Source organism: Algoriphagus marinus (assembly GCF_001936475.1).
In the GTDB taxonomy this organism is placed as follows: domain Bacteria; phylum Bacteroidota; class Bacteroidia; order Cytophagales; family Cyclobacteriaceae; genus Algoriphagus; species Algoriphagus marinus.
The window spans coordinates 20,908-45,032 of record NZ_MSPQ01000006.1 but is presented as its reverse complement, the minus strand read 5'-3'; the positions used below and the strand labels follow the sequence as shown (position 1 = coordinate 45,032).

23 protein-coding genes and 2 pseudogenes are annotated in these 24,125 nt (G+C 39.7%); 14 read left to right on the top strand and 11 right to left on the bottom strand.

What is annotated here, in order from left to right:
* Positions 1 to 7: 7 nt before the first annotated feature.
* The 5 genes from BVC88_RS10715 to BVC88_RS10695 all read right to left on the bottom strand — a co-directional run bounded on the left by BVC88_RS10715 (position 8) and on the right by BVC88_RS10695 (position 4,619).
* On the bottom strand, positions 8 to 1,090 hold the full coding sequence (locus BVC88_RS10715; protein WP_075350690.1) for a toxin-antitoxin system YwqK family antitoxin: 1,083 nt from the start codon (positions 1,088 to 1,090) through the stop codon (positions 8 to 10).
* Between the two features lie 53 nt (positions 1,091 to 1,143).
* Positions 1,144 to 2,322: an acetyl-CoA C-acyltransferase gene (locus BVC88_RS10710; protein ID WP_075350936.1), complete on the bottom strand. Its 1,179-nt coding sequence runs from the start codon at positions 2,320 to 2,322 to the stop codon at positions 1,144 to 1,146.
* Between the two features lie 79 nt (positions 2,323 to 2,401).
* A complete protein-coding gene (locus tag BVC88_RS21330; RefSeq protein WP_075350689.1) occupies positions 2,402 to 3,019 on the bottom strand; it encodes a hypothetical protein in 618 nt (205 codons plus the stop codon).
* Entirely contained in the window at positions 3,009 to 3,653 is a 645-nt protein-coding gene (locus BVC88_RS10700; RefSeq protein WP_075350688.1) for a hypothetical protein, read from the bottom strand. The genes BVC88_RS21330 and BVC88_RS10700 overlap by 11 nt, the downstream gene beginning before the upstream one ends.
* Positions 3,654 to 4,619: a VWA domain-containing protein gene (locus tag BVC88_RS10695; protein ID WP_075350687.1), complete on the bottom strand. Its 966-nt coding sequence runs from the start codon at positions 4,617 to 4,619 to the stop codon at positions 3,654 to 3,656.
* 158 nt (positions 4,620 to 4,777) lie between these two features.
* Here BVC88_RS10695 and BVC88_RS10690 point away from each other — a divergent pair, with 158 nt between their 5' ends.
* From BVC88_RS10690 to BVC88_RS10645, 10 genes and pseudogenes are all read left to right on the top strand, one after another.
* On the top strand, positions 4,778 to 7,165 hold the full coding sequence (locus BVC88_RS10690) for a TonB-dependent receptor (protein ID WP_075350686.1): 2,388 nt from the start codon (positions 4,778 to 4,780) through the stop codon (positions 7,163 to 7,165).
* Position 7,166: 1 nt separating this feature from the next.
* Complete coding sequence (locus tag BVC88_RS10685) at positions 7,167 to 7,994, top strand: DUF4249 family protein (protein ID WP_075350685.1); 828 nt, start codon at positions 7,167 to 7,169, stop codon at positions 7,992 to 7,994.
* Between the two features lie 41 nt (positions 7,995 to 8,035).
* A complete protein-coding gene (locus BVC88_RS10680) occupies positions 8,036 to 8,371 on the top strand; it encodes an ArsR/SmtB family transcription factor (protein WP_075350684.1) in 336 nt (111 codons plus the stop codon).
* Positions 8,372 to 8,391: 20 nt separating this feature from the next.
* Positions 8,392 to 8,865, top strand: coding sequence for a DUF6428 family protein (locus BVC88_RS10675; protein ID WP_075350683.1), 474 nt, complete (start codon positions 8,392 to 8,394; stop codon positions 8,863 to 8,865).
* 12 nt (positions 8,866 to 8,877) lie between these two features.
* Entirely contained in the window at positions 8,878 to 9,486 is a 609-nt protein-coding gene (locus tag BVC88_RS10670; protein WP_075350682.1) for a low molecular weight phosphatase family protein, read from the top strand.
* A gap of 83 nt (positions 9,487 to 9,569) precedes the next feature.
* Positions 9,570 to 9,944 (top strand): BlaI/MecI/CopY family transcriptional regulator, encoded by a 375-nt coding sequence (locus tag BVC88_RS10665; RefSeq protein WP_075350681.1) that lies wholly within the window; start codon positions 9,570 to 9,572, stop codon positions 9,942 to 9,944.
* Positions 9,941 to 10,681 (top strand): annotated as a pseudogene (locus tag BVC88_RS21565) (M56 family metallopeptidase); the annotation flags it as partial. The gene BVC88_RS10665 and the pseudogene BVC88_RS21565, both read left to right, overlap by 4 nt.
* Positions 10,682 to 10,897: 216 nt before the next feature.
* Positions 10,898 to 11,206: pseudogene (locus tag BVC88_RS21560) on the top strand (energy transducer TonB); the annotation flags it as partial.
* A 153-nt stretch (positions 11,207 to 11,359) separates the two neighbouring features.
* On the top strand, positions 11,360 to 11,788 hold the full coding sequence (locus BVC88_RS10650) for an energy transducer TonB (protein ID WP_175574405.1): 429 nt from the start codon (positions 11,360 to 11,362) through the stop codon (positions 11,786 to 11,788).
* A 38-nt stretch (positions 11,789 to 11,826) separates the two neighbouring features.
* Positions 11,827 to 12,234 carry an energy transducer TonB gene (locus BVC88_RS10645; RefSeq protein ID WP_075350679.1) on the top strand — a complete coding sequence of 136 codons (408 nt, stop codon included), beginning with the start codon at positions 11,827 to 11,829 and terminating at the stop codon, positions 12,232 to 12,234.
* Positions 12,235 to 12,310: 76 nt separating this feature from the next.
* Here BVC88_RS10645 and BVC88_RS10640 read toward each other — a convergent pair whose 3' ends face one another.
* The gene (locus tag BVC88_RS10640; protein ID WP_075350678.1) at positions 12,311 to 13,531 is read right to left on the bottom strand and encodes a DUF2254 domain-containing protein; all 1,221 of its coding nucleotides are present in this window, start codon (positions 13,529 to 13,531) and stop codon (positions 12,311 to 12,313) included.
* 170 nt (positions 13,532 to 13,701) lie between these two features.
* Here BVC88_RS10640 and BVC88_RS10635 point away from each other — a divergent pair, with 170 nt between their 5' ends.
* Entirely contained in the window at positions 13,702 to 14,139 is a 438-nt protein-coding gene (locus BVC88_RS10635; protein ID WP_075350677.1) for a hypothetical protein, read from the top strand.
* Between the two features lie 213 nt (positions 14,140 to 14,352).
* Here BVC88_RS10635 and BVC88_RS10630 read toward each other — a convergent pair whose 3' ends face one another.
* A complete protein-coding gene (locus BVC88_RS10630; protein WP_075350676.1) occupies positions 14,353 to 16,896 on the bottom strand; it encodes a M14 metallopeptidase family protein in 2,544 nt (847 codons plus the stop codon).
* A 128-nt stretch (positions 16,897 to 17,024) separates the two neighbouring features.
* Between BVC88_RS10630 and BVC88_RS10625 the strand changes: the two genes are divergently transcribed.
* The 3 genes from BVC88_RS10625 to BVC88_RS10615 all read left to right on the top strand — a co-directional run bounded on the left by BVC88_RS10625 (position 17,025) and on the right by BVC88_RS10615 (position 20,619).
* Positions 17,025 to 17,786, top strand: a complete 762-nt coding sequence (locus BVC88_RS10625; protein ID WP_075350675.1) for a 3-keto-disaccharide hydrolase — start codon at positions 17,025 to 17,027, stop codon at positions 17,784 to 17,786.
* Between the two features lie 143 nt (positions 17,787 to 17,929).
* On the top strand, positions 17,930 to 19,270 hold the full coding sequence (locus BVC88_RS10620) for a Gfo/Idh/MocA family protein (protein ID WP_075350674.1): 1,341 nt from the start codon (positions 17,930 to 17,932) through the stop codon (positions 19,268 to 19,270).
* Between the two features lie 107 nt (positions 19,271 to 19,377).
* Complete coding sequence (locus BVC88_RS10615; protein ID WP_075350673.1) at positions 19,378 to 20,619, top strand: M14 family metallopeptidase; 1,242 nt, start codon at positions 19,378 to 19,380, stop codon at positions 20,617 to 20,619.
* 6 nt (positions 20,620 to 20,625) lie between these two features.
* Here the strand turns inward: BVC88_RS10615 and BVC88_RS10610 are convergent, their stop codons facing one another.
* The 4 genes from BVC88_RS10610 to BVC88_RS10595 all read right to left on the bottom strand — a co-directional run bounded on the left by BVC88_RS10610 (position 20,626) and on the right by BVC88_RS10595 (position 24,114).
* Positions 20,626 to 21,438 (bottom strand): cyclase family protein, encoded by an 813-nt coding sequence (locus tag BVC88_RS10610; RefSeq protein WP_075350672.1) that lies wholly within the window; start codon positions 21,436 to 21,438, stop codon positions 20,626 to 20,628.
* A gap of 219 nt (positions 21,439 to 21,657) precedes the next feature.
* Complete coding sequence (locus BVC88_RS10605; protein WP_075350671.1) at positions 21,658 to 23,064, bottom strand: glycoside hydrolase family 30 protein; 1,407 nt, start codon at positions 23,062 to 23,064, stop codon at positions 21,658 to 21,660.
* A 65-nt stretch (positions 23,065 to 23,129) separates the two neighbouring features.
* A complete protein-coding gene (locus BVC88_RS10600) occupies positions 23,130 to 23,522 on the bottom strand; it encodes a hypothetical protein (protein WP_075350670.1) in 393 nt (130 codons plus the stop codon).
* A gap of 91 nt (positions 23,523 to 23,613) precedes the next feature.
* Positions 23,614 to 24,114 (bottom strand): DUF937 domain-containing protein, encoded by a 501-nt coding sequence (locus tag BVC88_RS10595; protein WP_075350669.1) that lies wholly within the window; start codon positions 24,112 to 24,114, stop codon positions 23,614 to 23,616.
* Between the last annotated feature and the right edge of the window lie 11 nt (positions 24,115 to 24,125).

Sequence of the window (24,125 nt, the reverse complement as noted above, 5' to 3'; positions counted from 1 at the left end):
TAATTATTTATTGAATTTTCCCTTCGAAATAATTTTCTGTCCTGATCAGTGTACCCTTTTCATCAAAGTAACTTCGGGAGCCATGAAGTTTGTCATTTTTGAAATTCCTGATTTCCTGTAAACTTCCGTCTTCCCGATAAACCCTCACCTCACCATTTGCCAATCCATTTTTATAATTCACTTGCAAGATTATTTGTCCATTGGGGAAATAAGTTGACTCTTTCGCTAGTAATTCGGTCCCTGATAAAAACTCCCTATCTAAAGAGATTTTCCCATTCGGATGGTAAATCCTTAAGGGTGTTGTTGGAATTCCTTTTTTATAAGCGATCTGAGACCGGATGCTTCCGTCTTCGTAATATTCTAAAAATTCACCTTCCGGTAATCCTTTTTTGTATTTCCCCCTTCGCTCAGGTTTTCCATTCGGAAAATTTAACTCATAAATCCCGTCGAGTTCCCCATCAGAAAACTCTCTGATCGATTGAATTATACCCTCTGGATAAATTGTTTTTTCTATCCCATTTAATTTTCCCTCGGAATAATTTGCTTCCAAGAGGAGTTGTCCATTTTCGTCATATTCCGAATAAGTACCTTCATAGCTACCGTTTAAAAAGTTCTTTTTTGATTCAAGCTTTCCAGATTCGAAGTAGCTTAAGCTTTCACCGTTTGGCTTATTGTTTATGAAAAGCGTTTTGTCCTTAATATTTCCTGAAGGATAATAAGAAGTGACTTCTCCGTTGATCTGATTATTTTGGTAAAAAGACTCCTGTTCGATTTTGCCGTTTGAGAAGAAGCTGATTACTTTTCCATCTCGCTTATCAGCCACGTAAGGGGTAATTCTGATGGTGTCACCCGTCTTTGGACTAAGGTCTACAAAGAGACCCTCTTTTTGATTGTTCTTCAAAAATCCAAGTTGTATCAAATTCCCTTCAGGATCAAAAAGTCGCACTTCTCCTTCTGCTTTTCCATTTACTCTGAAATAGATTTCTTTTAGAATGGTTTCTTCTTCATCGTAAAAAGTCCGTACGGTATCCTGCCCAAAGGATAATTGGGTGCAGAAACAAAGAAAGAAGAGAATAGAAATTAATCTCATTGGAATAAAAAAACCGCAAAGCGAATAGCTTTGCGGTTTTTATAGGTTAGAATTTACATTTTTTCAATTACTAGCGCTGAAGCTCCTCCGCCTCCATTGCATATTCCCGCTACACCTATTTGTCCGGATTTCTGATGTAAAACAGAATTCAATGTAGTGATAATCCTTGCTCCTGAAGCCCCAAGTGGATGCCCCAAAGACACAGCTCCACCAAAAACATTGATCTTATCATTATCAAGGTTTAGCTCCTTTTGGTTGGCTAATGCAACTGCTGCAAAAGCCTCATTGATTTCATAGAAATCAATGTCTTCGGCTGTTAGCCCTGCGTGCTTGATAGCTTTTGGAATAGCCAAAGCTGGTGCAGTCGTAAACCATAGAGGATCTGTCGCAGCATCAGCAAAACCTCTGATTTTTGCCAATGGCTTTAATCCTAGTTCTTCGGCTTTTTCTTTACTTACCAAAACCAAAGCTGACGCACCATCATTCATAGTTGATGCATTCGCAGCTGTTACTGTTCCTTCTTTATCAAAAACAGGTCGGAGGGAAGGTATTTTGTCAAACATTACATTCTTGTATTCCTCATCCTCATCGATCAGAATCGTTTCCCCTTTTCGACCTTTCATCTCAACAGGGATTACTTCATCTTTAAAATATCCTTTAGCCCAAGCATCTGCAGATCTCTGATAAGACTGAATTGCATAAGTGTCCTGGGCTTCCCGTGAGATATTCATCTCTTTAGCAGTATTATCTGCGCAGTTACCCATCGGAAATTTATAATACACCTCGAAAAGTCCGTCTTTTACCAATCCGTCTACAAATTCTGCATTTCCGTATTTATAGCCAAAACGAGCTTTTGGAACATAGAATGGGACATTTGACATGCTTTCCATTCCACCTGCTACTACGACATCATTTATTCCGAGCATGATGGACTGAGCTCCAAACATTACTGCTTTCATACCTGAAGCACAGACTTTATTTATAGTTGTACATGGTACTTCGTATCCGATACCTGCTCCGATGGCAGCTTGCCTCGCCGGAGCCTGACCTAAATTGGCAGAGATTACGTTCCCCATAAATACTTCTTGGACCTCTTTAGAGTCCACTCCAGCTTTGGACAATGCACCTTTGATGGCTGTGCTGCCTAGCTCAATAGCAGTGAGTCCTGAAAGCTTGCCTCCAAAACTTCCTAGAGGAGTTCTGACTGCAGAAACGATATATACTTCTTTGATCATTATTATTTGGGTTTAAATTAAAAGTCAAAAGACCGAAGGTTCTTTCATCGGTCTTCTAGCTTGATACTTTATTTTTTTACCAGTCAGGAATCCCTCTTTTAGGTCTTTCAGTAGGTTTTTTCTTGTTTTGTTGGATGTATCGCAATTCAGCTGCATTCATACTTTCCAGTATTTGGGCTGCTTGTTCCGGAGTAAGGTTCATCGCTTTTAGCTTTTCTTTAAACTCCTCCATTGCTTTTTGGCGATCCTCTAATTTTGCGTCCATTTGATCATTCGCATTTTCACTTGCAGGATCTTGACTTTGGTCACTCGGATCACCTTTTTGAGATTCTTTGGCTTTATCTTCTTCTGTTTTTTCGCCTTGATCTTTAGATTCCTGTTGTTCGCCTTTTTCGTCTTGACTTTGCTCTTTTTGCTGCTGTTGTTCCTGATTTTGCTGTTCTTGATCCTTCTGCTCTTGTTCTTCTTTGTCTTTCTCCTGCTCTTGTTCTAATTTTTCTTTTAAAGCTTGAAGTTTCGAATCACCGGGAAATTTAGATAAGCCCTCATTTACCGTTGTAAGTGCTTGATCTTTTTCAGTTTTGACATAGGATCTTGCTGCACGGTTGAAATAATCTCCAGAGTTCTGTGAAAATCCTGGAGTAAGTCCCAACGTGAAAACAAGTATTCCTATGTAGATCAGTTTATTTCTCATCGATTTCTATGATTTCTTCTAGACTCTTTATAAACTCCTGATAAGCCGCAACAGTTTCATCTTGTGCTAAAGCCTCCTGCATGACAGTTAGGGCATCTTTAAATCTAAACTGCTCAACCAATCGATCTGCTTCTGCCTTTTTGCGCTTCGCAAAATCCGAAGGTTCTGGTTTATTCTGATCTTGTTCCTTTCGCTCTTTATCCCGCTGCATCCATCGAGCGAGTAATTCATAATTGTGACGTGCTACTTCGTTGAAGGGGTCTTTGATCAAAGCCGATTTGAATTTGCTTAGCGCTACTTCGTATTCTTCTTTATTTCCTTGAATTACACCACTTTGATTGAATGCAAATGAAGCTAAGATTTTATCTGCACTAATACTGGCTTTATCATAAAAACCTAAAGCTTCATCTGGCTTTTCGGCATATTGATGACTTAATCCCAAGTCAAAATCCAATTCAGTTCCCACATATCCAAAGCCCTCCATCAATGCAAGGTGATCGGTGATAGCTTGCTCGTATTCAGTTTTGGCGTAACTCTCAGCAGCTAAATCAATAGCTGCATTCATCCTCGAAACCTTTGTCCAGGATGCAGGAAGAAAAAGTAGAATTCCTAAAAAGATCTTGCCCCAGCTCATCTAAAGTTTGATTGTTTTGATAGGTAAAATCATATCCAAAAGGGAAAGGATCAGGCCTGCAAGCAGAAAGTAAAAATACTTGTTAGCTGAGGCTTCTACAACTCGCGAACCAGTTACGCCGCCTTCAAGACGTTCCAATGCTCCGATTAAATTCCCTGCCTCTTGCACTTGGTCAGAAATCTCAAAGTATTGACCGTTGGTTTCTGCGGCAATCTGCTGAAGTGGTGCAGGATCTAAAACAGTCTGTGCTGGCCGACCTGTTTGAGGATCAATGACTAATCCATTTCCTCTGGGAATGCTGCTTCCTGATTCTGTACCAATTCCAAGGGAAAATACTTTTACCCCCAGATCATTTAAACTTGCCCCAATGTTGTCTAGTTCATCACCGAAATTCTCGCCATCAGAGATCAAAATAATAGATTTTGATTTTATCTCTTGGCTTTCATCACTTTCAAATCGCTCCAAGGCAAGTCTTAAAGGAGCATTCAAATCAGTGCCGAAATTTGGGACTAAACCTGTATTCAAACCATCAATGTACAATTGCAATACACTCTGGTCAAAAGTCAGTGGGCATTGAAGAAAGGCCTCTGAACTGAAAATAATCAACCCAATTCGATCTGATGGGAAGCTTTTCGTAAGGTTTTTAAGTTCAAATTTTATCCGCTGAAGTCGGCTAGGGCCTATGTCGGAAGCATTCATAGATTGTGAGAGATCCACTGCAATAAAAATATCTTTCCCCTCTTCTTGAATTTCCTTCATCGCTGTTCCAATGGAAGGACCTGCGAATGCTATCAGGAAAAGAATGAAATAGCATGTTCGAATCACTATTTTGGTAAATAGTCTTCTCTTCTCCACTTTCAAGCGTCGATTGATAGCCCAATAGCGGGATAAGTAAATAAAATACAGCAGGCAGAATATTCCTGCGAGCAATAGGGTGAGTCTAACGTCCGGGTAAGCCCAAATCATGGGCTGAAATTATAAAATAAAGATTACTTTGAAAGGCTATTTCTGATAAGAGAAAGTCTAAAAAGTGAATGTTTTTAAAAAATTAACAAACATTAATCCTTCTGAATCGTCTAGCTTTGAGGTTTTCAATCAAAAAATTAATCAAAGGTTCGATTTACATGAGGAGCATATTCGCTGGAGTATTCCTTTTTATTTTCCCATTATTTACACTGATGGCTCAGGAAGCCACTTTTTTAAAGGGTCAAATAGTGGATGCAACCAATTCTTCCCCGCTTCCCGGAGCTAGCGTTTATTGGGAAGATGATATTTCGACAGGAGTCGTATCTGACTTGGATGGTTTTTTTGAAATAAAAGTTGGGAGTTTTCCCAGGAGGCTTTTAATTTCTTTTATTGGTTATGAAAAATCCATTCGGGTAATCAATCAAAAAGATTTTGAAAAAGGGCTGAAGTTTTTTTTAAACCCGGAAGAGATGTCCCTCGAGGAGATAATCATTCAGGAAAGGAGACCAGATGAGCAAGTTCGAAATCTTGAGACCGGTAAAGCGACCATGCCAATCGCTACAATTAAAAATATTCCTGCCCTTTTTGGAGAGGTAGATCTACTTCGAAGTCTTCAGTTATTACCGGGGGTGCAAACCGCAGGAGAAGGGACTGGTGGATTATTTGTAAGGGGTGGATCGGCAGATCAAAATTTGGTTCAAATCGATGGAGCTCCCGTTTATAATGCTTCTCACTTTTTTGGGTTTTTCTCAGTCTTCAATCCAGATGCCCTGGAAAAGGTAGATTTATATAAAGGGAATATGCCAGCTTCTTTTGGAGGCAGGCTTTCTTCTTTAATTGATGTATCTCTTCGAGAAGGAAATAACAAACAACTGAGAGGTGAGGGCGGAATCGGAACGATCTCCTCGAGATTTACCTTAGATGGCCCCTTGTTTTCGGAAAAATCCACATTTGCCATATCCGCTAGGAGAACTTATGCAGATGTGTTTTTGGCACTTTCATCGAATCCTGATATTCGAGAAAATCGCCTCAATTTTCATGACCTCAGCGCTAAGTTTGCTTTTTTGTTAGGTGACAAGGATAAACTAACTTTCTCTACCTATCAGGGAAGTGATTTTTTAGGACTAGAGCGATCATTCGGTTTAGGTTGGAGCAATTTTGTTAACTCCATGAAGTGGAATCACACCATTTCGAAAGATGCGTATTTTGATCTTGATGCTTACCATTCAGTATATAATTATAAGATCGAATTTGATGATCCTGAGAATGGCTTTGAGTGGAAAAACAAACTTTCGGAAACTGGACTAAAGGCGCAATGGACTTGGCTCCGCGGAGAAAACTTACAGACCTACTGGGGGGTACATTCTCAATTCTATCATTTTGCACCAATAGCCCTGATTCCTGCTCCGGATAGTAATATACAGCAGCTGGATACCAACCCTAAGAATGGAGTTTTGAATAATATTTTCGCAGGAATGACTTATGAAATCACTCCAAAGCTCAGTACTGAAGCAGGTTTGCGATGGGGGATTTTTAATCAGATCGGTAAAGGAGTGGATTACATGTATGAAGGTGGAGTGCCGGGTCCAGAAATAGACATTATTGATACAACAAGCTATTCTACATTGGAAAATATAAAATTCTATCAAGGGCTTGAGCCTAGGATTGCTTTCAGGTATTTGATCAATGAAAAGTTTTCAATCAAAACTGCCTATAATCGAAATTTTCAATACGTTCAAATTGCTTCTAATTCATCGGCTGGATTGCCGATAGACCGATGGATTCTAGCTGGAACATACGTGCCTCCAATCCGATCAGATCAGGTTTCAATAGGCCTTTTTCATAATTTTGATAATAATAAATGGGAGTTTTCGGTGGAGACCTATTACAAGGACTTTCAAAATATCATCGATCTGAGAAATGGTGCGAGTGTCTTATTCACTGATAATGTCGAGACAGAATTACTGACAGGACGGGGATGGGCTTATGGAGCGGAGTTTTTGCTTCGAAAAAATCAAGGTAAAACAACAGGATGGCTTGCATATACTTATTCCAGAACATGGCGAGAAATCGAAGGAATCTCCAGAGGGCAAAAGTATAATCCAAGATATGACCGCCCAAATGACATCACTTTGGTTTTGAATCATGAGTTTTCTCCTGCGTGGTCTGCGGGATTGACTTTCGTATATACCACTGGTCAAGCCGTATCTTTCCCAATCGGACAGTATTCAACAGATAGGCAGAATGTGCCTTATTACAGTGATTTTAGGAATGAGGATCGATTCCCAAACTACCACCGAATGGATGCGTCGATTACCTGGAAAAATCCGAATAAGGGGCGCAAGTGGAGAGGCAGCTGGAATGCCAGTATTTATAATCTCTACGGAAGGAAAAACCCCTTTGCTTATAGTTTTGAAGATGTGGTCAATAATGATATCAATTACGATTCTGAAACTGATGGTCCTGTCACTTCTGTCAGACCTGGTATTATCATGACTTACTTGTTTACTTTCCTGCCATCGATTACCTATAATTTTGAGTTTTAAGATGAAAAATAGCTGGATAATTGCTTTACTGTTTTTTATAGTTTCCTGCCAAATAGAGGTGGATCTGCCTTTAGGAGAGATTGAAGGAGATATTCCTGTGATTGAAGCTATCTGGACTGATAATTCAATTTTCAATGAAGTGAAAATCTCTTTGGCCAAGAACTATTTGGATACCACTGCATTTAGTCCGATCACGGATGCAGAAGTGGTAATTAGGAAGCAGGGGACTGAGACGACATTTCCTTTTTTTTATAATAGAGACACTCGGTCTTATAAGCCAGTAAATGGAAGTTTGGTAGCCAATGTTGGAGAGACTTATGAACTTTTAATCGATTGGAATGAAAACAGCTTTTATGCTGAGGGGCTGATGTTGGAAGCTCCAACGTTAGATAGTCTTACCTATCAATATGAAGAGGAGAGACCTTTTCGAGATGAGGGATATTATATTAAAGCTTATGGAAAAATCCCTTTTGAAGAGAATAATTATTACCGAATTCAAATCATCGAAAATGATACTTTAAAAAATGATGCAGAAGATTATTTCTTGTTTGATGACACATTCGGTTTTACATTTTTTGAGAATGGCTTGGAGTTGGGATATGCTTTTGAACCGGGTGATCGTGTTCGGTTAATTCTTTATCGGATGACGGTTGAGCCTTATAATTACCTCAATCAATTATTAGGTCTATTATTTACAGACGGAGGATTGTTTAGCCCGCCACCTCAAAATCCAGATACAAATATTCAGGTAATCAGAGGAGATAGTGAAGTTTTGGGGTATTTCTTAGTGTCACCGATCCTGACAGAATTTGTGGTAATTAGAGAATAATTTTTTTTACTTCCAGTATTAATCGTAATATTACGATTGATATGGGGCTTACTAAAAACAATCTATTTTCAAAAGAGCAAATTGAACTTGCAGATTTTGCCAAAGTCTTGGCGCATCCTGCCCGGATAGCAATTCTACAATACTTGATTGAGACTAATCAATGTGTCAACGGCACGCTGGTACAGGAAATCGGACTTGCCCAAGCAACTATTTCTCAACATCTGAAAGCACTTAAGGAAATAGGTCTTGTGCAGGGTACTATTGAAGGTGTTTCAGTCTCTTATTGCATTAATCCAGTAAAATTTGAAGAATTAAAACATCATCTAAATTCTTTTTTCAATGACTTTGAAAATAGCAAGTTGAGATGTTGTGACTGAAAATCATAAATCTGAAAAATATGACTTTATCTGAAATTAAAGAATATCTAAAACAGCTCGAGGAGCTTCAATTTATCCTTCCAAACGGCGACTCAGTTCCTGCACATTTTCACGTAACTGAAATTGGAAAAATCAATAAGCAGTTTATCGATTGCGGGGTAACTCTTAGAAATGAGCAAAAAGTAAACTTTCAACTTTGGGAAGATGGGGATTTTGACCATCGACTTGGGGCTAAAAAACTTTTGAGCATCATAGATCTATCAGAACGAGTTCTTGAGCTATCCGATTCTGAAATCGAAGTGGAATACCAAGGCGATACTATTTCAAAATATGGATTGAAGTTTGGCGGTAAAGCATTTCATTTAACTAGAATGCAGACCGATTGTCTTGCAAAAGATAACTGCGGAATTCCTTCTGAAAAACCAAAAATCAGACTTTCTTCAACTGGTGTTTCAGATAAAAGTGCTTGTACTCCACAATCAGGATGCTGTTGATTTTTTTAAGCTGTGAATAAAGTTTTACTCAATACTATTTCTACTTTTTCAAAATCCCTTATTTCTGAGGATAGAAAATCTTTGCTCGATGAATTAGCAATTTATTTGGTAGAAAAACTTAAAGAGAGAGGAGAAGCTAAATTGAATTTTATCTGTACCCATAATAGTAGGAGAAGTCAACTGTCTCAAGTTTGGGGACAGGCTTTAGCAGATTATTTCAAGCTACCGATTAAGTGTTACTCCGGAGGAGTCGAGGTGACAGCTTTCAATCCTCGCGCTGTTGCAACGCTGTTAGAGGATGGCTTTGAGGTGATGGTAAAAGGTCTAGAAAATCCTCATTATAGTTTTGTCTTTGGTGAAAACCAATTGATCACTTTTTCAAAATTGTACAATGATCCCGTGAATCCTGAATCTGACTTTGCTGCTATAATGACTTGTGATCACGCAGATGAAAACTGTCCCTTTATTCCAGGTGCTGCTATCAGGATTCCGGTTCGGTTTGAAGACCCAAAAGCATTTGATAATACTCCTCTTGAATCCCAAAAATATTTGGAGAGGTCTAGACAAATAGGAGCTGAACTTTTTTATGTCTTTTCTTCTGTAGCTAAGAATTTCCACTGATTTTATTGAAGCGGATATTTTTTTTTCGTAGATATACGAAAAAATCGTAGGATTAATAAATCAAACTTTCTACATTAGTTTCTATGAAAGAACTAACACAAAACGAAGAGCGCGTCATGCGCATTATTTGGAGCAAAGGAGAGGCTTTAGTTAGAGATATCTTGGAAGCCTTACCTGAACCTCAGCCTCCCTATACTACATTGGCTTCTACGGTAAAGTCTTTAGAGAAGAAAGGCTTTGTGAAGTACAGGGCTTACGGTTCCACTTACCTTTATTCACCCAAAATCACTCAGGAAGACTATAGTCGGAAGAGTGTCAACAGTTTGGTTAAGAATTATTTTGAAGGCTCAGTGGGTAATTTTCTATCCTTTATGGTAAAAGAAAATAAAATCTCTGATAAGGAGATTGAGGATTTACAAAAGTTGATTGATGACATGGACAAGCCAGAAGAAAAATGAACTCACTCGTCGTTTATCTGATCGAAGCCAGTATTTGTCTGGCTATTTGCCTTTTGTTTTACAAATATGTACTGAGCGAGTTGACGTTTTTCAAAATCAATCGGGCGGTTCTGTTGGTAATGCTTTTGATCTCTGGGATTTTCCCTTTGCTTTCATTTGAGTTGATCAAAGTAAGTGCTACAGGCTTACAGGAGATTGCCTTGCCTGAGTTTATTGTTGGGCAAAATGTTGAAAACACCCAAAAAACTATTTCTATCATCGAGATCATCAGTTTGGTATATGTACTAGGTGCGCTGTTCACTTTTATACATTTGTTGCTAGGGTATTTTGTATCGCAACGATTGCTTGGCAAAGCTCAATTGATTAAATATCAAAATCACTGGATTGCTATTCATCCAAAATTCATTCCTGCATCTTTTTTTGAATATATTCTTCTCCCGGATTTTGACCCGGATCAACCAGAGCAGCGACAGATTATTCTTCATGAGTCCATGCATGTTCGCTTAAAGCATAGTTGGGATTTACTCTTGATTCAGTTTGCCAAAATCATCTTCTGGTTTAACCCAATGATCTATCAATTTGAAAAATCACTTCGGGAAATCCATGAGTTCCAGGCAGACCAAGGTGTCACCTTTACTTTTTCCAGAAAAGAATATTCTGGCCTTCTGCTTCAGATGATCAGTAGAGGACAAGGCTGGCAGTTCATGAATAACTTCAATCAATTTCAAACCAAAAAACGCATTATCATGATGAGCAAACCAAAATCTGAAAATCGGGAGAAAAGCAAATTCCTTTTTGCTTTGCCTTTAGTAGCATTATTATTCTTTGTGTTCTCCTGTGAAATCACGCCAGAACCTGAAATCGAAGGTCCAACTCAAATGGGTGAAAAAGGGACTCAAATAGGACCATCTAGTATCACTGCGAGAATAAAAAGCGTTGGAAAAGATGGTAAAGAGATTTTTGATGTGGTAGAAACTCAGCCAAATCCTCAAGGAGGAATGCAAGGATGGAATCAATATCTTGCTTCTAATCTCAAATATCCGGCAGAAGCAAAAAGTATGGGGATAGAAGGAACAGTGATTGTAGTATTTATTGTCAATTCTGATGGGTCTATTTCAGATGTGGAAATCCTTCGTGGTATTGGAGGAGGAGCAGATGAAGAGTCGATTCGCGTCGTGGAAAATGCACCTAATTGGGAACCTGGTCAGCAAAGAGGAAGGGTTATAAATACTCGAATGAGGCTTCCGATTCGATTCAAACTAGCTAATGATTCGAAAGTGGAGATTAATCCTGGGTTTGAAGAGATGATCGAAATTCCAATTAAAAATTAGTTTAAATAAGGTATGATTTCTTTTCAAAAAGGCATTCGGTACTACTGTTTGCCTTTTTGGATAATCAACTTAAACAGGATGAAAATGAAAAATCGAATCACTAAAATATGGACATGTGTGGCTTTTTTGAGCTTTAGCTTTCTAGCTCTTCCTCCAGAATCAAAAGCCCAAAGTTCAGCTATGGAACCAGGCGTAATGACTGAGGTAGATGAACGACCCTTGCCTCGCGGAGGAATGGATGGGATGTATGAGTACTTTGGTAAAAACATGAAATATCCTGACCTAGCGAAAGAGCAAGGAATAGAAGGTACAGTTGTAGCTACTTTCTTGGTTCAAAAAGACGGTTCAATAACTGATGTGGAACTGCTACGAGGTATAGGTGGATATTGTGACGAGGAAGCTATTCGTCTGATAAAATCTATGGAAAAGTGGCAGCCTGGAAAACTTAAAGGAGAAGCAGTTGTCACTCGAATGCGAATTCCCGTACGATTTAAACTCGAAAATTCAATTTAAAATATCGAATTCAACAAAAAACAAAACCTAACACTAACATGAAAATTTCATTAAAAATTGGCGTTGCCAGCCTTGCCTTGTTCGCCTTTTCAGCATTCCTAGAAACATCAGAAGCTATGGCACAAACTCAGCAGGAAATACATAAAGAAGTGGATCAGATGCCAGTTCCTCCTGGAGGGATGGAAGGATTTACAAAGTATATGATCGAAAACCTGAAATATCCAGCCTCAGCGAAGGAAAACAAAATAGAGGGAAAGGTATTTGTCAGTTTCGTAGTAAAACCGGATGGGAGTATAGAAAATCCAGAAATTATTCGGGGTATCGGTGGAGGTTGTGATGAAGAGGCTATGCGAATGGTTGCAAATTCAGGCACTTGGACTCCAGGAATCAAAGATGGAAAAGCAGTAGCAACTCAAATGGTATTGCCAGTGATGTTTAAATTATAAACTAAACCAACTTAATGATTAGCCACAGGGTTTTCTGTGGCTTTTTTTTGACTTTTTAGGTAGAAATTTAAGTGCTTTAATTTGGAGATTCACTTGCGATTTTTTTATCCACAAGTTCTAAAAGCTTAAATAGTGGAGGGGAAGCAATAATCAAAGCAAGTTGTTCCAATAGTAATTTAAACTCATTTCGGAGCATCCGATCTTCTTTTCCATAGTCCCAGATTGGATAGACTACTCGTTCGAAAAGCGCATCAAAACTATGTTCATTTCGATAAAGCATATAAGAATTTCCACCTCGATTCTGTGTAGATGGAGGGAAGTGAGCTGCCCGAAACCCAAATAAATCAATTATTGCTCTAAAACTGATGATCGCTGTTCCGGGATCGTTGATTCCAGGGCTTAGTGCTTTCAAGGCTATTTCGGAGAGTTGTCTTAATCCGTATTCATAGTTTCGGATCACCGATTCTTGTCTACTTAGAATCACTCCTTGGAGTGCATTTTCCATTTGAATTTCTGAAAGTTTTTGACTGCACTTTAAAATCGGTTGTCCGCGAATTATAAAAGTACCCATTGGATATATTGCCAAAATACTGCATTCATTTTCTTCGCAGAAATCCATGATTTCTTTGGTGTCAAATCCTTCAAAAACACCAGACTTGGAGGCTCTAATTACGGTGTGGTAAACAAATTTGGCATCCTCTTTCACCTCGGTTTCAGCATTGCAAAAACGCTTCATTCCTTCAAATGTAGCAGACTCGATTCGATCTATAATGACGTCATATTTAACGGATTGCGTGATAAAATGAAGAAAGTAGATGAAAATAAAAATATCGAATACCGTGATTACGGTAAGAATAAAAATGCTCAATGAAGGGATTTGAAATGAATTACCTGTATCTCTAATCGTACTGAACATGAAAAAAGTATAGACTATCGTGCCGATATAGACTCCTAGTACGATTTGTTGAAATCTATTTCCGATCAACTTATCCAAAATCCGATTACTCATCTGTGAAGCAGCTTGATTAAGTACAATCATCACCATCGAGAAACTGAATACTGTAAGGGAAATCACTCCTCCAGCTATTGCTCCCAAAATGCTTCTTGCTGTAGAAGGGTCTTTGATATTTAGCCAAGGAAAATCAATTTTAAATTGTTGACCAGTCTCAGAAACATCAAAGAGGAAGAGAGCCCCAGCTAAAATCAAAAAAGAAATACTAAGAACTCCCGGTAAAAAAGCGATGCTTGAGACAATAAGCTGGTATCTGGAAATAAGCCACAATCTGATTTTATCCATTTGATTAAGTTAAGTATTGGCTCGGGAAATTCATGAAGAACTTCTCGAATTTATATTCAAAATCTAATTCTTCAATCTTGATTCTAGCTTTTGAAGAGGTTTATTCTTAATCTTTTTAAGAATACATAGATCATTATTTATTTATCTTTCGGTCCTAATTCCAATTCAATATGAAACATCTAATTCTTAGCTCATTTAAAAACCTTTTCATTTTCGCTTTTATCCTTGCTGTTTTCTCTTCCTGCGGAAAAAGTACAGAAGAATTGCTGGTCGGAACTTGGTCAGGTACGGACTTCAAATTTGACCAAACTGAAGGTCCTGATCTAGCAGCAATGGTTGAGGGAGGCAAGGGATTACATATGGATGGGAAGCTGATTCTGGAAGCTACAGGAACATACATTATCACAAGCCCCGAAGATATGATGAATAGCAAGGGTACTTGGAAAGTAAAAGGAGACGATCTGTTGATGACTGATGAAGCCAAGAATGAGGTAGTCTATACCATTGTTGCATTGGACGAAGCTCAACTGATTACTTCCAATGATGTGAAAATGGAAAGTCCACTGGGAAATATTGCCGGGACAATTACTTTGACCTATAAGAAGTAAATCAGTAGCCAGGAGGCAGTTTACAGTTCACAGTAACCAGTTTTTTAAAGCTGTGAATTGAGGTTTTTACTTTTAAGAATCAGTCTCTAGAGTGTCTTTTTGAAATAGGCTATTCGCTAATACAAAAGAAAATCCGATAAGCGACTTATCGGATTTTCTTTTGTATTTAGTTTCAAGTCTTTAAACTTTTCAATGTTGAACTCTTAACCTTTTCTAGTCCATTTGATTACCAAAGAACAAAGCATTCAAAAACAGCTTGTTGGTTCCAAACCAAGTTCCTCTGAAATTCGGGCTGTCAAAGAAATGAATCACACGGCCTTGGCCTGTTTTAGAGATGATCACGCTGGCACTTTGCTTTAACTTTTCCAAGTTAGATTTCGAAATATAGCCACCAAGATGTGGATTCTCAGTATAAGTTATTGGAGTCAAATACTTGTCCGCACTTGGTTTGATAAAGATGCTGGTATTTCTATAGACAGGAAGTGTTTCGCGTTGATAGCCATAGGCGATCGGATGTGTCAAATCAAGCTTCGCCAGATAGATACTTCCGCCCACTTCCTTCGCTCCTTCAAATGCACTTCGATCCTCAAAAGGTAATTTGCTTGGATCCTTCACTTCTGCTTCCATGGTAACGGCGCTTTCTTTCGTCAGCTCAATTCGATTCAACCAGAGACTGGCATTTTTCATGGAGATGATGGTTCCGCCACGGTTGGCCCAATCTTTCAAGTGCGCGACAGTACGGTCTGAAAAATCACCGTAATTCCCAGAGGGTAGGATCAGCGTATTGTAATCAAAGAGATTGACCCGAGCCATTTGATCGGAGTTCACTTTAGTGATTGGCATTCCTAACTGACTGTCCAGTAAATACCAGATTTCACCAGCTTCATAGGATGAAACTCCCGGGCCGACAACCATGATTGCTTTTGGTTTGGTAACTGCACCCACTAGATTCGAACCTAAATCAATTCCCTTTAGATTCATGCCTGTTTTTACTGCAAACACTTGCTGATTACTTGCCTTCGCATGTTTTTGAATTAATTCAACAACTTTTTCACTATCCATACTCTGAAAACCCATAGGAATCATCAGTGTGCCCGCAGGGAAATCTTTTGCTCCAACTTGTGTCTCCGAGCTGAAAGGACGATTCACTTGCTCCACATGAATTCCAGCTTTCTGCAATTCATAAAGGAACTTTGGTGCGTAATAATCTGACCAATCGATCAAATAGGCATAGGCTTTTTCAGTAGGGAAATCATTGACTTCAACTGCCGAGACCGATATTTGACCACCGGTTTTCACACTTGGAGCTTTTGCAAAAGGCATCCCATAGGCATGAGCCATGGTCCAGGCCGAGGCATCATAGAAAACTGAATCTGCAAATTCTTTAACCTCTTCAAACATAGTTCGGACCATGCGATATTGAGGTTGGGCAGTTGGGACGAGGTAAGATTTTTCTTTTTTAAAGGAATAGCCTCCAAGGTTTAAATCACTCGTATTTTCATAGACCTTGATCTGATGATCCATGAGGAATTTTACAAATAGTTTGGTTCTGCTTTGATCATACTCATCTCCGAAAAGGTAGTTTTTTGCAGGATCTTTTGATCCTTCTGAAACGGCTGATTCGAAAAATTCTCTCAAATAGTCATGCATGAAAACCCTATTGTCCTGTGCAGCTTCCATGGTTGCAAGAGAGCTGCGGACGTGGTTTCTGATGGTAAAAGCAAAACTGATATCTCCTCGCTGGCTGGATTGTAAATGTCCTCTACTACTTGCCTGCTCAAATACTAATCCCAAACCGCCATTGATATCAGGGTAAGTGGAACCGTAGCCCGGATAGCTATTGTCAAATACTTCTTTGGACCAATAAAGGCTTCCTATTTCGTCTAGATATTCTGCGAAGTATTTGGCAAATCGAACATTAATATCATCGTAATTTTTTCTTGGGACAACCGGGTTCTCACTTCCAAATGGCTTGGTTGGTTCAAAGAAATAAGTGCTATTGGTTCCCATTTCATGAAAATCTGTAGTCACATTGGGATACCACTGATGATACCACTCAATTTTTGATTGAGATTCTGGATGTGCCAAAGGCAACCAATCCCGATTCAAATCAAACCAGTAATGATTGGTGCGTCCCCCAGGCCAAGCTTCATTGTGCTCACGATCGAGTGGATCAGCTACAGGTGGTAAGCCTTTATTGCTATTGGCCCAAAGACTGTGACGATCTCTTCCGTCAGGATTTACTGTGGGATCGATGTGAACCACAGCATTCGCTCTAAGATTTTGGGCTAGCTCACTTTGCGAAGCTAAAAGCCAATAAGCAGATAGCATGGCCGCTTCTGCGGAGGATGGTTCATTTCCATGGACTCCATATCCGAGATGGATGATGGATGGCATCTGGCTGACATCGGGTTTGGGTTGTGTGGGATCTGCCAATTGAACCTGCTTGATTCGAATGTCCTCCAGATTGGAGAGATTAGTACTAGAGGCAATCGTCAAAATCACTTTTGGCCTCTGTTCATGGGTATAGCCTATGGTGCTGATTTGAGCATTTGGACTGAGTTGATCCAGCTTTTCAAAATACTTGACAATCAAATCGTACCGGGTATGCCAATCTCCAATCGGGTAGCCTAGGAATTCTTCAGGAGATGGAATTGTCGAATCAAATTTTTCTCCGGGGAAAAAATAATCTGACTGCGGAAAAGCAGTAGAACTCAACAAAAAACAGGTGAATAGTAGGAGTAGTGATTTTTGCATAAGTTGTATTTTGTTGAAAATTAAGAAAAAGATTGGCGTCTGAAATCAAAAATCCATAAATGGTTTTTTGATTCAGGGCAATTTGAGCTAATTTAAAACATTAACATCTCAACCCTAAATAAACTAGTATGAATACGAAAAGACTATTGCTTTTAGCAGGACTAAGTTTGATGTGTACTGCAACTTTTGCCCAAGAGAAAACACCACCACCCATGAGGCCTGAGGCTACGGAATTTTACACCCCAGTTCCTCCAAAGATCACTCCAGGCACTCAGAATAACCTTCCTCCCTCGGATGCGATCGTCCTTTTTGATGGATCAAGTTTAAATGCTTTCGTCAGTGCAAAAGATGGTAGCTCGCCGGCTGAGTGGAAAATCGAAGATGGTGCGGTAATCGTCCAAAAAGGAAAAGGAGATATCCAAAGTAAATTAGCATTTGGGGATGCCCAATATCATGTAGAATGGTCTGCTCCTACGGAGATTGTCGGTGAAGGCCAAGGTCGTGGTAATTCAGGTTTTTTCCTGATGGGTTTGTATGAAGTTCAAGTGCTTGATAGCTATGAAAGTAAAACCTACACCAATGGTCAAGCCGGAAGTATTTACAAGCAACATCCGCCATTGGTAAATCCCCTCCGTCCTCCGGGAGAATGGAATTACTACGATATAATTTTCAAAGCTCCTCGATTTGACAAAAATGGGATGCTGACTTCTCCGGCTACGGTTACGGTTTTGATTAATGGAGTGTTGGTACAGAATAATGTGATTATAAAAGGTCCTACGGAATACATCGGAATTCCAAACTATAAAGCTCACGCAGAAGAACTACCAATCAAACTTCAGGATCATGGCAACCCAGTTCGCTTTCGGAATATCTGGGTGAGACCGCTTTGATTTACGATTGTACTTGTGAGTTTTATATAAAACAGATTGCTTCGGACTTGTAAACTTTCCTAAAGGGTATAAATCCTCAAATTCCTCGCAATGACGACAACTCTAAAACTTTTGAACCCTTCAACCATTTAAACTTCCCCAAAATGTCCTCAAGAAGAAAATTTATACAAAATACCATGCTCCTTGGAGCGGGTTTAAGCATGCCTCAAATTCTGACGGCTGCTGATTTCGGAGCTTTTACCCGTAAAGTATCTCCCTCAGACCAACTCAATTATGGAGTCATCGGCTGTAATGGAATGGGTTGGTCCAATATGAACGCACATCTTAAGATGCCGCATGTGAATTGTGTGGCTTTGGCTGATGTGGATCAGTCTGTGCTCGATAGACGCACCGAAGATGTCTTCAAGCTGCGAGGAACCCGCCCTAAGCAGTACACCGATTACCGAAAGATGCTCGAGGATCCGAATATCGATGTAGTCATTATCGGAACACCGGATCATTGGCATTGCCTTAATATGGTGGATGCGGTCTCTGCCGGGAAAAATGTCTATGTGGAAAAACCAATTGCCAATACTATTGAAGAATGCCAGATCATGGTAAAAGCCCAAGAGCGCTATGGGAAAATCGTGCAGGTAGGACAGTGGCAGCGTTCAGGTTCCCAATATGCAGAAGCAATTGATTACGTAAAGTCCGGAAAGCTTGGGCAGATTCGACTCGTTAAATGTTGGGCTTATCAGGGTTGGATGAAACCAGTGCCTGTGCTTCCGAATCAAGCTCCACCAGCTGGCGTTGATTACAAAATGTGGCTGGGTCCTGCACCTTCGAGAGAATTTAATCCGAATCGCTTTCATTTTAATTTTCGCTGGTTCTGGGATTATGCAGGAGGATTAATGACGGACTGGGGAGTGCATGAGATTGATATCGCTTTATTTGCAATGGGTGTATCTGCGCCAAAGTCTGTGATGGCTTCCGGAGGGAAGTTTGCCTACCCAGACGATGCTTCCGAGACTCCGGATACCCTTCAAACTGTATATGAATACGAGGGCTTCAATATGCTTTGGGAACATGCCACCGGCATCGATGGAGGAAATTATGGTACGACAGAAGGAATTGCCTTTATCGGAAATAATGCGACACTGGTCGTGAATCGTGGTGGTTGGAAAGTGATTCCGGAAACCGAAACCAAAGATGGAGTGCGAACCAATAAAGTGGAGGAAGTAGCACATGTCAAACCAAATGGAAATGCATTGGATCTCCATGCTGTTAATTTCTCTGAGGCAGTAAAAGCAAATGACCCTAAACTATTAAACTGCGCGATTCAAACTGGTTCGGTTGCTGCGATTAATGCACAAATGGGAAATATTGCTTACAAAACCGGAGAGAAAGTATATTGGAATGCAGCCAAAAATCAGTTCACTTCTTCTGCTGCCAATGACTTGATGAAAGCCCATTACCATAATGGATGGCAAGTTCCGAAGGTATAGCGTCTTTGCGAGTGAAGCGAAACAAACTCTTGAATTTAAGATTTATAAAACATGATTTACAAGCCCTCCGAAGCGATTTGGAGGGCTTTTTATTTTAACTTTCCTATATGAAAATTCTCCACCCAATTCTCAGTCTCTTTCTTTTGGTTTTAATTTTTTCCTGTAAGTCCACCGCCAAATGGGAAGGTCAAGGTCCCATTCAGATCGTCCCTACAGAAAGTAAACCCATTGATCTTCAAGAGAAAAAAACCTTTGATTTAGAAAATAGAGTTTACTTTTCTAATCAATTTGAAGGTGCTCGGCTCCATGATGCCAAGCGAATCAATGACAGCTTGATTTCCATTACCATTTTACCGGAGAATGAACCCATCAATCCCAGTCCTTGGTATGCCTTTAAAATCTGGTCTGCTAGTCCACAAACCTTCTGGGTGAAGTTTACCTATTCAGATAAGGGTTTTCACCGCTATTACCCAAAGATCAGTCAGGATGGCTATGCTTATTCTAATGCAGATTCTGCTGATTTTGTATTGCCTACTGTAGCAGAAGGAAGACCGACTGAAGCTTTTTTAAAGGTTTCAAGTTCTCCGGATACCCTTTGGGTTGCAGCTCAGGATTTGGTGGGGACTCAACATGTGACTGATTGGAAAGCAGAACTGTTGAAGTTGGATTTTGTAGAAAAAATCGAAATAGGTCAAAGTACCAATGGAAGAACTTTAGAGGTTTTGAAGATTGGAACTGCTGATGACCAAAAAATGCTGATGGCGATCTCTATGCAGCATCCCCCTGAAGTGCCAGGTTATTTGGCGATGAAAGCCTTTGTCGAAACTATTTGTGAAGATTCACCGGAAGCTAGAAAGTTTAGAAGCAAGTTTAATCTTTACGTTATGCCTCAGATGAATCCAGATGGGGTGTCCAACGGACATTGGAGACATAATGTGGGAGGAATAGACTTGAATAGAGATTGGGTTAATTTCAATCAACCGGAGACCAAAGCTTTATCAGCATTTATGGAAAAGAAAGTAGCTGATTCAGGTGGTAAGTTTGTTTTTGCTGCAGACTTTCATGCGACTTGGGAAGATATTTTTTACACGATCAATGAAGATTTGGAAGGAAATTTCCCAGGACTGATTCCTAAACTGATCAAGCGATCATCGAAACGGATTCCCGGCTATGATCCAAATATCCGACCAACCGAAACGAACGAGCGAAGTGTAACTTCCAATAGCTACTTTTTCTTTGTTCATGGAGCCGAGTCCATGACTTTTGAAGTAGGCGATAATACCCCTCGGGAGTTGATTCGAAAGAAAGGTGAGTTAACTGCCCGGGAATTGATGCGGCTCTTGAAATAAGGGGAATTACTTTGAAGGAAGGCCTGCAATGATACGCAATGGACCACCACTTCCGTCTTTGATTTTCATTGGAAGCGCCATGATGTAAAAGTCTTTTGCAGGCAGGTTTTCAAGGTTTGCCACATTTTCAAAACCAGGAATATTTGCTCCCATAAATACTTGATGGGCTTCAAAGGCTTTGGATTGGCCATAATCCAAACTAGGTGTGTCTAGACCTATTGCTTTGATTTTTCGTTCTGAGACAAGCCATGTTGCGCAAGCCGCTGAAATTCCAGGAAAATGCAATTCAGGAATCGCTTCGTCTCCTTTTTTTGCGGTCCCAAAATAACTTTCCCGATCAGGGTAAAATTTTCCATAACCAGTTTTAAAGAGCACAATTTGATTTGGATCTATTTGACCATGGGTGCTTTCCCATTGTTTTACATCTTCCTCTGAAATCAAATAATCTCTGTCCTTCAACGCTTTTTCAGACACATCTATTACAATTGCTTTGCCTATTAAACTACTCAGGGGAATCTGATCAGAAGTTAGCTTTCCTTCAGAAAAATGAATGGGTGCATCCAAATGTGTACCTCCATGCTCTGGTGTAGAAAGAGAATAAGAGGAGTAGAAATAGCCAAGATCGGTGGTTCCATAAGCATCCGTATCATGCTCAAAATCAGTTGGATTATTGGGCCAATATAAGGTGCTGCTATCAAATGAATGAGTTAGATCAACCCACTCCAATTCCTCCAATGAGATTAAATATTTTTCTATGGGTTGTTGATTGCAGGAAGCTAAGAATATTAATGAAGCGATCAATATGAAGGTGTTTTTCATTTCTTGAGGTATTAAAAATTGAAAAAGAGAAAATTCAATTTAATAATTGTAGTCTAGGGAGTTGAATATCTATCAGAATTAAATCCTAAAATGTTATCCCCTAGAGATCCCTCTCGTCTTAAAAAAGAGAATCGATGAATCGATCTGATTCTCTATTTTTTAAAGATCGCTTCGATCTCCCCATGAGGTTATAATTATTCCAACTGATTTTATTTGACTTTACTTCCAAATAAAAGTCCCAACGGCACCGGGATTCAAACTGGCTTGGAAAGATTTCTCGCTTGGTCCAGCTGAAAATAGTTTTGGCTCATTTCCTTCATTCAAGACGATTAAAACCAATTTCCCATCTGGACGCTGGAAAGCCACATTTGCAAGTCCCTCAATTTCATTGCTGTCAATTCTCATAGAACCCGGGACTACAAATTTACTGGCGTGCGCAATTACATAGTAAGCAGGATTTCGGATTACCGAATCACCCTCAATCGTCACTGCACCCAGACAGCGATCACATCCACCACGATCAGTAAATGGCGTTAGGGTAGGATTGGAGGTGAGATTCCATTCTAAAACCGTCTTTGCCCAATTTCTGGTCGCTCCAATAATCAGATTTTTGATGTGCCAAGGCAAATCACCCGCTAGATTTCCAGGTGCGCCAATCCACTGTTCGGTGAAATAGATATGCTTATCTGGGAAAGCCTGATGTACATCTGAAAGTGCATCGATTTGTCCTCCATAGAGGTGAAAAGCCGAACCAGCTATAAATGGATTTGCCAAGGAATCTTGAAGTACCGTAATGGGATAGTCCGGTCGATCGGCATTGTGATCATAAATGAGAATCTTGGTGTCTATTCCCGCATCGCGAAAAGCTGGGCCAAGATGCAATCCAATAAATCTAGCTTGCTGCTCTGAAAGCATTAATAAAGAAGGGTTATTTCCGGGATGAAGTGGCTCATTCTGAATCGTCAGTGCATCGATTATGATTCCCTCCGCTTTCATTTGCTGGATGTATTTCACTAAATACTGGGCATATACTGGTTCATATTCCTCTAAAAGTGATCCACCACGAGTATCCCTATTATCCTTCATCCATGCAGGTGGAGACCAAGGCGAAGCCATTAATTTGATATCAGGATTGATGGCTAGAATTTCTTTGAGAATCGGAATAACATCGTTTCGATCTGGACCCAGATCAAATTTTTCAAGTTCCAGATCTGTTGCCAATGAATCTTCCAAATCATCATATGAAAAAGGATACTCATTCAAATCTGAAGCAGCTACTGCCAGTCGTAAATAAGAGATCCCAATTTGATTTGCATCAGTCCCAAAGAGTTCTTCCAACAAAGCTTTTCTAGCTGATTCGCTCATTCCCAAAAGGTGAAGGGCACTGCCTTGGGAAAGGGTAAAACCGAAGCCATCCATTTCCTGATAGCTGTTTTCAGGATTGAGTTGTATAAAAAGCGGTTGACTTTCAGAGGATTTTCCCATCTGAAAAACAAGTGAATCCTGAAGTTGAAACTTGATGTCTTGACTTGGATCGGTCATCCAAAACTCAACTTCTTTGGAAGGCTGGTTACAAGAAATGGCCATGAAGCCACAGGCAAGAAGGAAAAGGTATTGCTTAAGCATGGCGAAAAATAAAAAAAAGCCATGAACAAAAAGTCCACGGCCTCCATATTTATAATTTTCAAAGGCTAAAAAGCCAGCGCTGCCAATCCAAGTTTTGACTTTAGTGGATTAATAGATTTTAAGATATTTCCGGAATATTTCTGAAATAAACCACTGCCCAATAGATCTGTAAGAAATTTTGTTCTGGAGTTTTTCAGATTTAAAAACCCTTCCTTTTTCTCATCGTCCGAACCTGATCCATTTTGGATTTTCATCAATTTGTCCACGAAGCTTTTATTATCAGTGGTTAGCTTTCCTTTTTGATCGCTGCTAAGTGACAGCCCATCTGCACCTTTATCTAATATTCCGAGAAGCTGGGAGGACATATCCATTTTAGGAACTTTCAGTGATTGCGCTTGAACTGTGTAGCCTCCTATAAAAAGGAAAAGTATAAGAAATGTGATTTTTGAGTAATTCATAATCTTCTATATAAAATGTGATTGACTTTATTGATATTCCTAAAATAGGGTCTTATTATCTTTTTTTCAATACCCTAAGCAGTCCGACATTTTAATTGAAGAGCCCTTTCCCTAAGTCCATAAGGCCTCCTAAGTCCATTCCGCCACTTTTTCCGCCTCCAAGCAATGATCCCATCAAATCGCTGGTATCAATTTTACCCGATTTTCCTTGTAAAGAATCGACGATTGAAGACATAATATCTCCATTCGCCTGCGGAGCATCATTCACTCGCTTGTTGAAAAAGTTCATAATCATCGGTAGCGCAGCAGCAGCAATACCCATTGCTTGCTCTCTTGAAATACCGAGTTTGCCCATGAGATCATCAGCTACTCCACCTTGAAGATTCTGAATCACCGGAGCATCTGGAGAGGTCTCCGTACCTGAAAACATTTCTTTGACAGCATCTAGATTTCCAGAACTGATTTGGGTTTGAAGGGAGGAAAAAACACTTTCCTTCATAGCGATTGCAGATTGGTTTGGCTGATTTTGATTCATTCCGGAAAGCATCTCCTGAAGGGGACCATCGGCTAGTTTTAACAATTGATCTAACATACGATTTTGAT